At 62.1% G+C, this 14,215-nt stretch carries 14 protein-coding genes, 1 tRNA gene and 1 pseudogene; 15 read left to right on the plus strand and 1 reads right to left on the minus strand.

Features of this window, described 5'->3' with window-relative positions; genetic code table 11:
- Positions 1–64 precede the first annotated feature (64 nt).
- From WT97_RS12125 to tatC, 5 genes are all read left to right on the plus strand, one after another.
- On the plus strand, positions 65–457 hold the full coding sequence (locus WT97_RS12125) for a hypothetical protein (RefSeq protein WP_059499733.1): 393 nt from the start codon (positions 65–67) through the stop codon (positions 455–457).
- Between the two features lie 31 nt (positions 458–488).
- Positions 489–854 carry a histidine triad nucleotide-binding protein gene (locus WT97_RS12130; protein WP_034209779.1) on the plus strand — a complete coding sequence of 122 codons (366 nt, stop codon included), beginning with the start codon at positions 489–491 and terminating at the stop codon, positions 852–854.
- 94 nt (positions 855–948) lie between these two features.
- Positions 949–1,179: a Sec-independent protein translocase subunit TatA gene (gene tatA / locus WT97_RS12135; protein WP_034209780.1), complete on the plus strand. Its 231-nt coding sequence runs from the start codon at positions 949–951 to the stop codon at positions 1,177–1,179.
- 26 nt (positions 1,180–1,205) lie between these two features.
- On the plus strand, positions 1,206–1,739 hold the full coding sequence (gene tatB, locus WT97_RS12140) for a Sec-independent protein translocase protein TatB (RefSeq protein WP_060353522.1): 534 nt from the start codon (positions 1,206–1,208) through the stop codon (positions 1,737–1,739).
- Between the two features lie 41 nt (positions 1,740–1,780).
- Positions 1,781–2,569: a twin-arginine translocase subunit TatC gene (tatC, locus tag WT97_RS12145; RefSeq protein ID WP_059499731.1), complete on the plus strand. Its 789-nt coding sequence runs from the start codon at positions 1,781–1,783 to the stop codon at positions 2,567–2,569.
- A 207-nt stretch (positions 2,570–2,776) separates the two neighbouring features.
- Here tatC and WT97_RS12150 read toward each other — a convergent pair whose 3' ends face one another.
- The gene (locus tag WT97_RS12150; RefSeq protein WP_059499730.1) at positions 2,777–3,982 is read right to left on the minus strand and encodes a Do family serine endopeptidase; all 1,206 of its coding nucleotides are present in this window, start codon (positions 3,980–3,982) and stop codon (positions 2,777–2,779) included.
- 21 nt (positions 3,983–4,003) lie between these two features.
- Between WT97_RS12150 and WT97_RS12155 the strand changes: the two genes are divergently transcribed.
- The 10 genes and pseudogenes from WT97_RS12155 to WT97_RS12200 all read left to right on the plus strand — a co-directional run bounded on the left by WT97_RS12155 (position 4,004) and on the right by WT97_RS12200 (position 14,187).
- Positions 4,004–4,750 carry a Nif3-like dinuclear metal center hexameric protein gene (locus WT97_RS12155; protein ID WP_060353523.1) on the plus strand — a complete coding sequence of 249 codons (747 nt, stop codon included), beginning with the start codon at positions 4,004–4,006 and terminating at the stop codon, positions 4,748–4,750.
- A gap of 218 nt (positions 4,751–4,968) precedes the next feature.
- Positions 4,969–5,589 carry a ubiquinol-cytochrome c reductase iron-sulfur subunit gene (petA, locus tag WT97_RS12160; protein ID WP_059499728.1) on the plus strand — a complete coding sequence of 207 codons (621 nt, stop codon included), beginning with the start codon at positions 4,969–4,971 and terminating at the stop codon, positions 5,587–5,589.
- The gene (locus tag WT97_RS12165; protein ID WP_059499727.1) at positions 5,589–6,971 is read left to right on the plus strand and encodes a cytochrome bc complex cytochrome b subunit; all 1,383 of its coding nucleotides are present in this window, start codon (positions 5,589–5,591) and stop codon (positions 6,969–6,971) included. Before petA ends, WT97_RS12165 begins: the two co-directional genes overlap by 1 nt.
- A 21-nt stretch (positions 6,972–6,992) precedes the next feature.
- Positions 6,993–7,751 (plus strand): cytochrome c1, encoded by a 759-nt coding sequence (locus WT97_RS12170; protein WP_059499726.1) that lies wholly within the window; start codon positions 6,993–6,995, stop codon positions 7,749–7,751.
- A 94-nt stretch (positions 7,752–7,845) separates the two neighbouring features.
- Complete coding sequence (locus WT97_RS12175) at positions 7,846–8,457, plus strand: glutathione S-transferase N-terminal domain-containing protein (RefSeq protein WP_006400565.1); 612 nt, start codon at positions 7,846–7,848, stop codon at positions 8,455–8,457.
- Between the two features lie 71 nt (positions 8,458–8,528).
- Positions 8,529–9,050 (plus strand): ClpXP protease specificity-enhancing factor, encoded by a 522-nt coding sequence (locus WT97_RS12180; RefSeq protein ID WP_060353524.1) that lies wholly within the window; start codon positions 8,529–8,531, stop codon positions 9,048–9,050.
- Positions 9,051–9,068: 18 nt separating this feature from the next.
- Positions 9,069–9,144, plus strand: a tRNA-Thr gene (locus WT97_RS12185).
- A 274-nt stretch (positions 9,145–9,418) separates the two neighbouring features.
- Positions 9,419–10,147 (plus strand): annotated as a pseudogene (locus tag WT97_RS12190) (IS110 family transposase); the annotation flags it as partial.
- A gap of 1,349 nt (positions 10,148–11,496) precedes the next feature.
- Positions 11,497–13,203 carry a ShlB/FhaC/HecB family hemolysin secretion/activation protein gene (locus WT97_RS12195; protein ID WP_060353525.1) on the plus strand — a complete coding sequence of 569 codons (1,707 nt, stop codon included), beginning with the start codon at positions 11,497–11,499 and terminating at the stop codon, positions 13,201–13,203.
- 81 nt (positions 13,204–13,284) lie between these two features.
- Positions 13,285–14,187 carry a hypothetical protein gene (locus WT97_RS12200; RefSeq protein WP_059499721.1) on the plus strand — a complete coding sequence of 301 codons (903 nt, stop codon included), beginning with the start codon at positions 13,285–13,287 and terminating at the stop codon, positions 14,185–14,187.
- Positions 14,188–14,215: the final 28 nt, after the last annotated feature.

Raw genomic sequence — 14,215 nt, forward strand, 5'->3', positions numbered from 1 at the left:
GACCCCGCCGCGGTGGCAACAGTGCGGTAAGCTGTAAGAATTGTCATCTGACGGGGGTAGCATCATGAACGAAACGTCGAACCAGTTTCCGACGCCGGCGGTGCCGGGAGCAGCGGATGCCGAACGCCTGAACGGGCTGCGCACGCTGACCCACGTGCTGTACGGCCTCTATGCGATTCACTGGCTGACGGGCGGCGTCACCGGCATCATCGCGATCATCATCAACTACGTGAAGCGCGGCGACGTGGCCGGCACGCCGTACGCCGATCACTTCGAGTGGCAGATCCGCACGTTCTGGCGCGCGCTGATCGCTTACGTGATCGGGATCGCGCTGCTGTTCGTCGCGGTCGGATTCGTCGTGATGTTTGTCACATGGATTTGGACGCTGTACCGTATCATCAAGGGTTGGCTGTACCTGAACGACAACAAGACGCTCGATTCGCAGGCGTGGTTCTGACCGGCCGCGTGCGGGCGTTTGCAGGAGCAACATGAGTCACGATCCGAATTGCCTGTTCTGCAAGATCGCGGCAGGCGAGATCCCGAGCACGAAGGTGCACGAGGACGACGAATTCGTCGCGTTCCGCGACATCCGCCCGGCCGCCGAGACGCACGTGCTCGTGATTCCGCGCCGGCACGTGCCGACGCTGTCGGCGGTGGGCGACGCCGATGCGCCGATGCTCGGCCGGCTGATGCTGCTCGTCGCGCGTCTGGCCGACCAGCTCGGGGTCGCGTATACGGGCGGCGAAACCGGTTTTCGCACGGTGATCAACACGGGCCCGGGCGGCGGGCAGGAGGTCTACCACCTGCACGCGCATATCCTGGCCGGCCCGCGCCCGTGGCAACGGATGGGTTGACGAAGCGGGGCGTTTCCCCGCATCCGATAGTCGAAGCCGGCGCGTCGCCGGCGATTTGCGCCGCATCGCGGCGTGGTTGAGGAGAGGTTTCATCATGGGTGGATTGAGCATTTGGCACTGGCTGATCGTGCTGCTGATCGTCGCGCTGGTTTTCGGTACGAAGAAGCTGCGCAACATCGGCAACGACCTCGGCAGCGCCGTGAAGGGTTTCAAGGACGGCATGAAGGAAGGCGAAACGCCGGCGGACGCGCAGCAATTGCCGCGTTCGGGCACGGTCGACGTCAACGCGAAGGAAACGACGCGTTCCGATTCGAACAAGGCGTAACGCCGGCACGCTGACAGGCATTCGCGATGCTGGATCTCGGTCTTTCGAAGATGGCGCTGATCGGCGTCGTCGCGCTCGTGGTGCTCGGCCCCGAGCGCCTGCCGCGCGTCGCGCGTACGGCCGGCGCGCTGTTCGGCCGCGCGCAGCGGTACATCAACGACGTGAAGGCCGAGGTCTCGCGCGAAATCGAACTCGACGCGCTGCGGACGATGAAGACCGATTTCGAATCGGCCGCGCGCAATGTCGAGACGACGATTCACGACAACCTGCGCGAGCACGAGAAGGCGCTGAACGACACGTGGCATTCCGCGGTCGGCGGTGTCAACGAAGGCTCGGTCGATGCCGGCACGTACGGTGGCGACACGCCCGCAGCGCCGTCGTGGCGTGGCGGCAGTTCGGCCGCGCTTGCGCCGAAGCGTCGCAACTGGCGCATCAAGCAGGCGGCGACGCCTGTCTGGTACAAGCGCGCGACGACCCGCCGCACGCACGTGCAGTCGGGCGCCGCACGTGTCGCGCGCCACCAGCCGGCCAGCCTGCGCCGGCCGACGCGCTTCTTCTGAGTCGAGCGCATGCTCGCTCGTCAATCCTACCGAGGGCCGGTGTGAGCGACCCCCAGCAGAACCCGGGCGACGCCCCGGAAGAAACCTTCATTTCCCATCTCGTCGAGCTTCGCGATCGCATCATTCGCGCGGGGCTGGCCGTGATCGTCGTTTTCGTCGGGCTCGTCTACTGGGCGCCCGACATCTTCAGGCTGCTCGCGCGGCCGTTGATGGAGAACCTGCCGAAAGACGGCAAGATGATCGTCACCGACGTCACCGGCTCGTTCTTCGTGCCGATGAAGGTCACGATGCTCGTCGCGCTCGTGATCGCGCTGCCGATCGTGCTGTACCAGATCTGGGCGTTCGTCGCGCCGGGGCTGTACCAGCACGAGAAGAAGCTCGTCACGCCGCTCGTCGGCAGCAGCTACGTGCTGTTTCTGTGCGGGATGGCGTTCGCGTACTTCCTCGTGTTTCCGACGATCTTCCGCGTGATGGCGCACTACAACGCGCCGCTCGGGGCCGAGATGACGACCGACATCGACAACTACCTGAGCTTCGTGCTCGGGATGTTCATCGCGTTCGGCGTCACGTTCGAGGTGCCGATCGTCGTCGTGCTGCTCGTCCGGATGGGCGTGCTGTCCCTGCAGAAGCTGAAGGAGATGCGACCGTACGTGATCGTCGGCGCATTCGTGGTCGCGGCGGTCGTCACCCCGCCGGACGTGTTCTCGCAATTGATGCTGGCGCTGCCGCTCGTCGTGCTGTTCGAGATCGGGCTGCTGGCCGCGCGGTTCTTCGTGCCGAAGAAGCCGGTAGAAGAGGGCGAGGCGGGGAACGGCGAAGCCGCGGGTTGACGGCGCGGCGCCGGGCGGCTTTCCGGGCCAAGCCGGAGGGGCCGGTACCTGTGGTTGGCCGCCAGCCAGCGCATGCCAACGCGGCCTTCCCGGCACCAGACATCGTTGGAAGCAAAGCAAAAGGGCAGCCAGCCGGCTGCCCTTTTTCATTTCTGCGCCGCATCAAATCGCATCGCGAACGGCAAGCGGCGTGCCGCCCGCCGAGCCTCATTCGCTATCGTTGTCCTGCTCGTCGAGCGTCTGCTTCGGCGGCGGCGGACGCTTGCCGATCACGACGTTCACGTCGAACTGCTTGCCCTTGCGGACGACGTGCACCTTGGTCGGCGTGCCCGGCTTGATTTGCGCGACGACGTTCAGCAGCTTCGTCGTGTCGGTGATGTCCTCGCCGTTGACGCTCACCAGGATGTCGCCCGGCTTGATGCCGGCCTTGTCGGCAGGGCCGCCCTGCAGCACGCCCGCGACGATCGCACCCGATTTCTGCTGGAGCCCGAACGACTCGGCGATTTCCGGCGTGACGTCCTGCGGCTCGACGCCGATCCAGCCGCGCGTGACCGAGCCCGTCGTGATGATGCTTTCGAGCACCGTGCGCGCGGTCGAGACCGGAATCGCGAAACCGATGCCGAGCGAGCCGCCCGAGCGCGAGTAGATCGCCGTGTTGATGCCGAGCAGATTGCCGTTCACGTCGACCAGCGCGCCGCCGGAGTTGCCGGGGTTGATCGGCGCGTCGGTCTGGATGAAGTTCTCGAACGTGTTGATGCCGAGGTGGTTGCGGCCGAGCGCGCTGATGATCCCCATCGTCACCGTCTGGCCGACGCCGAACGGGTTGCCGATCGCGAGTACGACGTCGCCGACGCGCGACTGGTCGGAGCGGCCGAGCGTGATCGTCGGCAGGTTCGTCATGTTGATCTTCAGTACCGCGAGATCGGTTTCGGGATCGCTGCCGATCACTTTCGCGGTGGCCGTGCGGCCGTCGGCGAGCGCGACTTCGATCTGGTCGGCGCCGTCCACGACGTGCTGGTTCGTTAGAATGTAACCTTCAGGGCTCACGATGACGCCGGAGCCGAGGTTGGCGGCCGGCTCGTCCTGCTGCTTGCGGGCGTTGCGGTCCCCGAAGAAGTAACGGAACAGCGGATCCTTTGCGCGCGGGTCGGGCGGTAGCGAGCCGTCCTTGCTGGAGAACACGTTGACGACGGCCGGCATCGCCTTCTGCGCGGCTTCGGCATACGACGTGGTCGCCGGTGCGCCGCCGATGCCCGGCGCGACTTCGCGCAGCGCGACGATCGGCGTGGCGAGCTGCTTGCCGAGCTGTCCTTGCCGTTGCAGCCATTGCGGCTTGAGCGTCACGACGATGAACATCAGCGCGAGCAGTACGGTCACCGCTTGCGCGAAGAACAGCCAGAAGCGTCTAAGCATCTGAATGGATTAGAGGTTTATATGGATCGGATCGAACTTGAATTGTACTTGAACAATACCCTTGAAACCGCGCGCTTCAAGGACTATTGCCCGAACGGCCTTCAGGTCGAAGGGCGCCGCAAGATCGAGAAGATCGCCACCGGCGTGACGGCGTCGGTCGCGCTCCTCGAAGCCGCGCTCGAATGGGGGGCGGATGCCGTGCTCGTCCATCACGGCTATTTCTGGCGCAACGAGGCGCCGCAGATCACCGGCCGCAAGTATCGGCGCCTGAAGCTGCTGCTCGCGAACGACCTGAACCTGTTCGCGTTTCACCTGCCGCTGGATGCGCATCCCGAGTTCGGCAACAACGCGCAGCTCGGCGAAAAGCTCGGCCTGATCGGCGAGCAGCGCTTCGGCGAAGGCGACCTGGGCTGGATGGCGACGCTGCCGATGCCCGTCACGCTCGAGCACTTCGTCGCGAAGGTCGAGCGCACGCTCGGCCGCGCGCCGCTTGTGCTGGGCGACCCGGACACGCAGTTGCGCCGCATCGCGTGGTGCACGGGCGCCGCGCAGAGCTATTTCGACGCGGCGATCGATGCCGGCGCGGACGTGTTCCTGACCGGCGAGGTGTCCGAATCGACCACGCACGCGGCGGCGGAGAGCGGTGTCGCGTTCGTTGCGGCGGGGCACCATGCGACCGAGCGCTACGGAATCCAGGCGCTGGGGCGCCACTTGTCCGAAGAATTCGATCTCGAACACCTTTTTATCGATATTCATAATCCGGTCTGAGCGACGGATTTGCGGCAGCGCATCGAAATTTCACAATGTAGCATTTGCTTAAAAGTGAAATGATTTAATCGCTCCGATAGTGGGGGATAACCCTTAACTATCAATCACTTCGAAGGGATTTTCATCGCCGGGCCTTGTAAATGGCGACTCCATTCGCGCAAACTAGCGGCGGAATGAAAAGTCGTGACGGAAAATCCAACTCAGAAGTGGGGCGTGTGATGCGAGACAAGGAAGAGAAACGCGTCGACAGCGGCCGCCGTACCTGGCTGATTGCGACATCCGTAGCAGGTGGCGTAGGAGGCGTAGCCACCGTCATACCTTTCGCGGCGTCGCTCGCGCCGTCCGCGAAAGCGAAAGCGGCCGGTGCACCGGTCGAGGTCGATATCAGCGGCCTGAAGCCCGGCGAAATGGTCACCGTGCCGTGGCGCGGCAAACCCGTCTGGATCCTGAATCGCACCGATTCGATGCTGGCCGACGTGGTCAAGGCCGACAAGGAAGTGGCCGATCCGACCACGAAATCCCCGTATTCGATGCCGTTGCCCGCGTATTGCGCCAACGAATATCGCGCGCGGACCGATCGCAAGAACATTCTCGTCGTGATGGCCGTGTGTACGCACCTCGGCTGCACGCCTAGCCAACGCTTCACGCCGGGTCCGCAGCCGAACCTGCCGGACGACTGGCCGGGCGGTTTCCTGTGCCCGTGTCACGGTTCGACCTACGACCTCGCCGGCCGCGTGTTCAAGAACAAGCCGGCGCCTCAGAATCTCGACATCCCGCCCTACATGTTCACGTCGGCGACGACCCTCGTGATCGGCAAGGACGAGAAAGGAGAAGCGTGATGGCCGCCGACAACAAGGAAGTCTCCACGACAGGTTTCACCGGCTGGATCGATCAGCGCTTCCCGCTCACGTCCACCTGGAAGAAGCACGTATCCGAGTACTACGCGCCGAAGAACTTCAACTTCTGGTACTTCTTCGGCTCCCTCGCGCTGCTGGTGCTCGTCAACCAGATCGTCACGGGCATCTTCCTGACGATGAACTACAAGCCCGACTCGACGCTCGCGTTCGCGTCGGTCGAGTACATCATGCGCGAGGTGCCGTGGGGCTGGCTGATCCGCTACATGCACTCGACCGGTGCATCGATGTTCTTCGTGGTCGTCTACCTGCACATGTTCCGCGGGCTGCTGTACGGGTCGTATCGCAAGCCGCGCGAGCTCGTGTGGATCTTCGGCTGCGCGATCTTCCTGTGCCTGATGGCCGAGGCGTTCTTCGGCTATCTGCTGCCGTGGGGCCAGATGTCGTTCTGGGGCGCGCAGGTGATCGTGAACCTGTTCTCGGCGATCCCGTTCGTCGGCCCTGACCTGTCGCTGTGGATTCGCGGCGACTACGTCGTGTCCGACGTCACGCTGAACCGCTTCTTCGCGTTCCACGTGATCGCGATTCCGCTCGTGCTGGTCGGGCTCGTCGTCGCGCACCTCGTTGCGTTGCACGAAGTCGGGTCGAACAACCCGGACGGCATCGAGATCAAGGCGAAGAAGGACGAGAACGGCATCCCGCTCGACGGCATCCCCTTCCACCCGTACTACTCGGTGCACGATTTCCTCGGCGTGTGCGTGTTCCTGATGGTGTTCGCGCTGATCGTGTTCTTCTCTCCGGAGATGGGCGGCTACTTCCTCGAGGCGAACAACTTCGTCCCGGCGAACCCGCTGCAGACGCCGCCCGAGATCGCGCCGGTCTGGTACTTCACCGCGTTCTACGCGATGCTGCGCGCGACCACCGACCCGTTCAAGATCGTGCTGATGATCGTGATCGCGCTGCTCGGCGTGCTCGCGCTGATCCGCGCGCGCGGCAAATGGAAGGTGGGGTTGCCGGTGCTGGCCGCCGCGATCGTCGTGTTCATGTACCTGACGGAGTCGAAGTTCTGGGGCGTCGTCGTGATGGGCTCGGCGGTGATCACGCTGTTCTTCCTGCCCTGGCTCGACCGCAGCCCGGTGAAGTCGATCCGCTACCGGCCGCTGTTCCACAAGGTGTTCCTCGGGATCTTCGTCGCGGCGTTCCTGACCCTCGCGTTCCTCGGCACGCGCCCGCCATCGCCGGCGGCGACACTGATCGCGCAGGCCTGTGCGTTGATCTACTTCGCGTTCTTCCTCGGCATGCCCGTCTGGACGCCGCTTGGCACGTTCAAGCAGCCGCCGGAACGGGTGCGCTTCAAGCCCCATTAACGTGAGCGAGGAGAGAACGACATGAAGAAACTGCTTTCGACACTCGCGCTGATCGGGGCGACCGCCTGTGCGCTGCTGGCGGCGCCGGCCGTGCGGGCGGAGGGTAATTTTCCGCTCGACCGGGCGCCCGATAACACGGAAAATCTCGTTTCGCTTCAGCACGGCGCGCAATTGTTTGTAAACTATTGCCTGAACTGCCACAGCGCGAACCTGATGCGCTACAACCGTCTGACGGATCTGGGCATATCCCAGAAGGAGATCGAGAAGAATCTCCTGTTTACGACCGACAAGGTCGGGAACACGATGTCCGTCGCGATGCGGCCCGACGACGCGAAGAACTGGCTCGGCACCACGCCGCCCGACCTGTCGGTCGAGGAGCGCGCGCGCGGCCGCGACTGGCTGTACACGTATCTGCGCAGCTTCTACCGCGACGATACGCGGCCGACCGGCTGGAACAACGCGGTGTTCGAGAACGTCGGCATGCCCCATGTGTTGTGGCAACTGCAGGGGCAACGCGTAGCCAAATTCGAAGACAAGACGGACGAGGAGACGGGCGAGAAGGTCCACACGCTCGTCGGCTTCCAGCAGGTCACGCCGGGGACGCTCTCGTCGCCCGACTACGATGCTGCGGTGGCCGACCTGGTGGCCTATATGACATGGATGTCCGAGCCGGCCCAGCAGACCCGCAAGCGCCTCGGCGTGTGGGTGCTGATCTTTCTCGGTGTCCTGACTTTCCTGGCCTGGCGGCTGAATGCCGCGTACTGGAAAGATATCAAGTAAACACGCCTGACCGGCGTGGGGCCGGCGCAAGGCGGAACCCGTGAAAGGGGTTTCGCCGCGTGCCGGCCCTCGGCTTTTTTGAGGAAACGCAAATATGATGGTTCTGTATTCCGGCACAACTTGCCCGTTCTCCCAGCGTTGCCGGCTGGTGCTGTTCGAGAAGGGCATGGACTTCGAAATCCGTGACGTCGACCTGTTCAACAAGCCGGAAGACATTTCGGTGATGAACCCGTACGGTCAGGTGCCGATCCTGGTCGAGCGCGACCTGATCCTGTACGAATCGAACATCATCAACGAGTACATCGACGAGCGCTTCCCGCATCCGCAACTGATGCCGGCCGACCCGGTGCAGCGCGCGCGTGCGCGCCTGTTCCTGCTCAACTTCGAGAAGGAACTGTTCGTCCACGTCAGCACGCTCGAGAACGAGAAGGGCAAGGCGGCGGAGAAGAATCACGAGAAGGCCCGCCTCGCGATCCGCGATCGCCTGACGCAGCTCGCGCCGATCTTCGTGAAGAACAAGTACATGCTTGGCGAGGAGTTCTCGATGCTCGACGTCGCGATCGCACCGCTGCTGTGGCGCCTGGATCACTACGGCATCGAGCTGTCGAAGAACGCCGCGCCGCTGATGAAGTATGCCGAACGGATCTTCAGCCGTCCGGCCTACATCGAAGCACTGACGCCGTCCGAAAAGGTCATGCGTCGTTAATGTTGCAATGAAGGCATGACGGAGCGGGTGGCGCGGCGTGCCGCGTGCCCGCTCCGGGTTCGAGGATTGTGATGCAAGAGATTTCAACGAAGCCTTATCTGCTGCGCGCGTTGTACGAGTGGTGCACCGATAACGGTTACACGCCGCATATCGCGGTGAGGGTCGACAACTCGACGCGCGTGCCGCGTCAGTTCGTGCGTGACGGCGAGATCGTGCTCAACATCAGCTTCGAGGCGACGAGCCAGTTGCAGATGGGCAACGAGTGGATCGAGTTCACGGCCCGGTTCTCCGGGAAGGCGCACAAGATCGAGATTCCGGTTGCCAACGTGCTCGCGATCTATGCACGCGAGAACGGGCAGGGCATGGCGTTCCAGGTCGATGCGGTCGCGGGCGAAGGCGAGGATTCGGGCGCGTTCGACGATGATGCCGTGCCGGCCGATGACGCGCAGCGCGACGAATCGCCAGCTGTGCTGACGCCGGTGGCGGACAGCGGCGCGAACGAGGAGCCGTCCGAAGGGGCCGACGAACCGCCGAAAACCGACGGCGACGGCTCGAAAGGCGGCAGCAGACCTCGCCTCAAGATCGTGAAATGAGGTAGAATCTCGCGCTACGCCGGCTTAGCTCATCTGGTAGAGCAGTTGATTTGTAATCATCAGGTGGCGGGTTCGAGTCCTGCAGCCGGCACCAAACACCCTTCCAAGGCCATCCTTGGAAATCCAGAAACCCGTGATAGCACAAGGCTTCACGGGTTTTTTTTATTCCTGATTTGTCCAGCCTGACCCGTGTGAATCCGGGGGCATGCGGGGGCACCTCTGGGGGAACTTTGGTTGATGGTTGATGCCCCTGACAAAAAATGCCCCTGGGGCTGTAAGGTGCACTATGCCGCTGACCGACATCGCTATCGGAAAGGCCTCTCCGCGTGAAAAGCCGTACCGCCTCGCTGATGGCGGCGGGATGTATCAACATGCGGTTTGTGCCCATCAAGAACGTCGATCAACAGGCGGTTCTTGCATTGCACCGAGCCCGCCAAGGGTTCGTTCGGCCGCGTACCGCGCAGGCCAATCAGATGCGCGGGCTGCTGGGGGAATTCGGTTTGGTGATGCCGCGGGGGATCACCAGCATTGCCCAGCACGTACCTCAGCTCATCGAAGACGCAAGCAATGAACTGCCGGGGTCATTCCGTCTGTTGATACAGCGCTTGACGGACCACTTGAAGGAACTTGACCGGCAGGTCGCAGAGATCGAGACGCAGATCAACGCGTGGCATCACGCGAGCGACGCCAGTCGCCGACTGGCAGAGATTCCCTGCCTCGGCCCGATTACGGTCCGCGCTCTGGTTGCCTCGATCGGCGACGGCAAGTGCTTCAGCAATGCCCGGCAACTGGCGGCCTGGTTAGGTCTGATACCCAGACAGCATTCGAGCGGAGGCAAGCCGACGCTGCTGGGTATCAGCAAGCACGGCGATACCTACCTGCGGACACTGATGGTGCACGGCGCGCGGGCTGTCGTTCGCTATTGCGCCAACAAGGACGATGCGTTCTCGGGCTGGCTTCATCGCTTGCTCACGCGCCGGCACAAGAACGTTGCCGTGGTAGCAGTGGCGAACAGGAACGCCCGGATTGCCTGGGCGCTGCTCACACAAGGCACTGCGTTCCGATCGGATTACGCGCCGTCCGCGGCCGCTGCGTAATCCGATCGGGTTCGGTCAAGGCTCTCCCAGGAGGTTGCTTGGGCAATCGTGACGTGATGGCAAGACAGGTTGGACCGGGATCGGAATACTCTGCCCTCCCACAGGCGCTTCGAGCGCGAGGTGGTGAATAGAGTCCGATCAGCTGATTCCATCAGGGACAGAGGCGTCTCGCTAGCCTCCTGAACAGTCCGGATGTATGGCCGCAATCTCAATCTATCTGCCGATCGTGCTGCCGGCCTTGCGGGCGCGATTGCGCGTGTCGATACGCGAGGACAGACAATGCGGGCAGCGGATTGATGACCCGGACGATGTCGGCGCGGCGGCCTTGGTTGGCGCCGGATCAGGCTTGCTCGGTTCGCCCATCAACGATTCGATCGCGTCGTGCAGGTCGTGGCGAGCTTCGGTTGCAGAGGACGCGTAGGCAGGTTCTTCGCGCCGGCCGAGCGGCGGATAGCTATCGCTCGATTCGACGCTGGCTTCATGTGCCGTGTGGACGACGTGATCGGGATACGGGGCGAACGCTTCCCATTCTTCGAATTCGTCGACAGCGACGGCACGCGGGATGGCAGCGTCGGGAGCCAGCGGTGGAGCGGCGGGGGGAATGTGGGCGTGTCGGCCGGTCCTTGGTGGCGAGCCAATAGAAACCCACCGCGAACATGGCGACGAGCGCGAGGCCCAGCCCGATCAGCACAAAGGTAGGGGGATCAGAGATCACGGAAACTCCTGAGCGAAGTGCGCCGATGCGGAAATGCCGGCCGTAGCCGGCCGTGCTCGGGAAAGTGATATGTGTCCGAAAAAACTGGAATGCGGTTTCGAACTCGGCTTTGCCTTCGCAGAGACCGTTGTAGATACGCGACACGTTGACGTGTGCGATTATCGTGAACGAACCGGCATTTCAATGCATAAAAAAACGATGAAAAAGTTAATTCTGTCAATATTTTTGCTTGACGAGATTGTTTAAGTGATCGAGTTTGCTGGCAAGAAACAGTTCGCGACTGTCTTGAAATTAATTTGCGAAATGGGAGTTCGGTAACGGCGAGAATTGATTTTGCAGAAAAAACAAAGAGAGAGCCGTGTGTTCGATGCTCTGAGGTGTCGAAAGAGGCGGAAGGAAGAGTGCTTCTGGTATCTCTAAATGCGTGAATGGCTAACTTGTTTAAATGTTTATAATTGTTAAATTATAATGGGTGATTGTAGTCGCTTTAATAGAAGTTATCGGGCCAAGAGAGTCGCTACAGCATCGGACCTGGGCGGTCAATCGATTAACCGTCTTTGCAATCCCTGACAATGCACGGGCGAATACTTCGATAGATTACAGCGCGAGAGACCAACCATTACGCCGCTAACAAGTGAAGAAACGAGAAACTTCGGCAGCGTTGATTTCGGCGTTGGCGAGCGTTTCTGCGCTGGCCCAAGGTATTCCGCCATCCGAAACTACGTCCGGCCCACAAATCCAGCGTTTGCAGCAGCAGCAACTTGAGGCTACCAAGGAGCTGAATCCGCGCCCCAACGTATTGACGCCGACAGGAGAGAAGACTTCGATCCCCAGCGTCACGAACCTGCCGCTCGATAATCCGTGTTTTCCGATCAAGGAAATCGCGCTGGAAGACAATGCGTTCGGCTGGCTCGCGCGTTTCCTTCAGCCGGTCGTGGGCCAGTGTGTCGGCAAGACCGCACTCAAGCAGATCCAGGATGCAGCCAATAATGCGCTGATCGAGCGCGGTTACGTGACGTCTCGCGTGCTCGTGCCGACGCAAACGTTGCAATCGGGCACGTTGACGCTGCGCGTTGTGCCGGGGCGCATTAGCGAGGTCCGAGCAGACAAGCCCACAATCGGCTGGTTGCGCGCGGCGTTGCCGACGTCGGGCGGGGTGCTGTTGAACCAGCGCGACATCGATCAAGGGCTGGAGAACCTGCGTCGTCTTCAATCCCAATCCGATGCCACGTTCGACATCGCGCCGGGCCTGAATCCGGGAGACTCCGAACTCGTCTTTCACCCCGGAACCGGCAAGCGCTGGCATGCCGTTATCGGTACGGACAACGCGGGCCTCGATTCCACAGGCAAGTACGAACTGTCGGGCTCGTTCACGTTCGACTCGCCGTTCCACCTCTACGACCAGCTGCAAATCGCCGGCACGACGAATGCGAATTTCGGCGCGTCCGACAAGGGCAACCAGTCGGTGTCTGCGAACTATAGCGTGCCGATTGGCTATGCGATGCTGACGTTGAATGCGAGCCGCTCACGCTATAAGCAGACGGTGGCCGGCTTCGATGCGCCGATCGAATATAGCGGCGTGCAATCACAGCTTCAGGCTGGCCTTTCGGGCGTGATCTATCGGAACGCTCACGCGCGTACGGAGCTTCACGGCAACCTGTTTCACAAAATCAGTCGCAACTCGCTGGATGGTGTCGATCTTCCCGTGCAGCATCGCGACATCATCGGTTACGAGCTCGGCATCGCGCATCGCCAGTACATCGGCGATGTTGTCCTCGACGGCTCGTTCGCTTGGCGCGCATCGCTGCCGGGCCTGTCCAGTAATTCGGGCACGGTGGTTGGCACGCCCGACTTCAACGGCAAGACACAGATCGAGTTGGCGAGCCTCAGTGCACAGGTCCCTTTCAAGATAGGCGGTCAAACGTTCTCGTACCAGTTCGGCTGGAACATGCAGAACGCACGTACGCCACTGACCCCTTCCGACTATTTCACGATCGGCACGCGTTACGCCGTGCGCGGCTTCGATCAGCAACTGACGCTGGCTGCCGAGAGCGGCTGGGTCGTTTCCAACGAACTTGACTGGTACGTGCCGACGCCGGTTGGCACGCAGGCCCTGTATTCCGGCGTCGATGCCGGGCGCGTGCGCGGGCCGGCAGCACAGTACCTGCTTGGCGAAACGTTGGTCGGCGCCGTAGTTGGCGTGCGGGGCAATCTCGCGCCGAAGAACGTGCTCGGCGCGGCGCTGAACTACGACGTGTCACTGGGATTCCCGCTGTCAAAGCCGCAGGGTTTCAAGACAAGTTCGCCGACGCTGCTGTTCCAGGTCAGCACGTTGTTCTAAGCAGTAGGGGCGGTCCGAGCGGAACGACATGTTGCGACTCGGGGTGTTTTTGTCGATCGAGAAAGAGAAGAAGGAAAGACTATGCAGAGCGTGTACGAGAAGCGCCGTGTTTTTCAAGCTGTAACGGCAACGTTTGCGGTGGTGGCTGCGCTGGGCCTGAGCGCATGTGGCGGTGGTGACGATGGTGGCAGCGGTAGCAATGCCGCATCGAGTGGCGCGTCGTCGAACGGAGCACAGTCGGGCAGCGCGTCGTCTTCGTCGGGGATTCGTGTGGAAGGGCAATCGCAATCGATCTCGAGCCAGGTTTCGACGGTTCGTGTTCTGATGCCGCCCGCGTCGTGGAACGGCGGGCAGATGCCGAACGGGAATTACACACTGGTGGCGCTCTCTCAGCCTGTATCGACGCTCAAGGAACACGCGCCGGGTGCGTATGTCGCGATTCCGTATGGTTCGTCGGGCACGATCAAAACGCTGACGAAGGGCGTCGTGACGGACCTCGCTGGAAATGGTGACATCGCGATCGGCCGCTGGACAGACGGCGCCGATTCATCGGGCGCTACGTATAACGCCAATCAAGGCCAGGTCTGGGCAGTCGGCGTACCGGTTGCAATCGATGTGACCTCGGCTGTGCAGATGCAATGTTCGCTCGCTTTTGCAACGCGTCCGACGTCGGCAGACGGCAATACGGCGCCGGGTTCGCTGACTGGCGCTACGGCGACGCTGACGAGCGGAACGGACACGTTCGGCAATACGGCCATCAACTACACGTTGAATCTGCAGTACTCGATCGGGAACGACCAGAACCAGTCGTTCGTCGGGACTTCCTCGGTCGGCCTCACCGAACTCAGCGCCAAAACGAAGTCGACTCTGATGAGCACGGTCATGGGCTCGGATGCGAAGCAACCGTATCTGATCGTGTCGTACGGCATACCGGCTACGACGACGGGCAACATCAACGGCTTGGTGGCACTGAGCTGCAAGTAACGTGAGTGGGGCCGGTCGTTTGCGCGAT

It is taken from the genome of Burkholderia sp. MSMB1459WGS, assembly GCF_001534535.1.
Classification (GTDB): domain Bacteria; phylum Pseudomonadota; class Gammaproteobacteria; order Burkholderiales; family Burkholderiaceae; genus Burkholderia.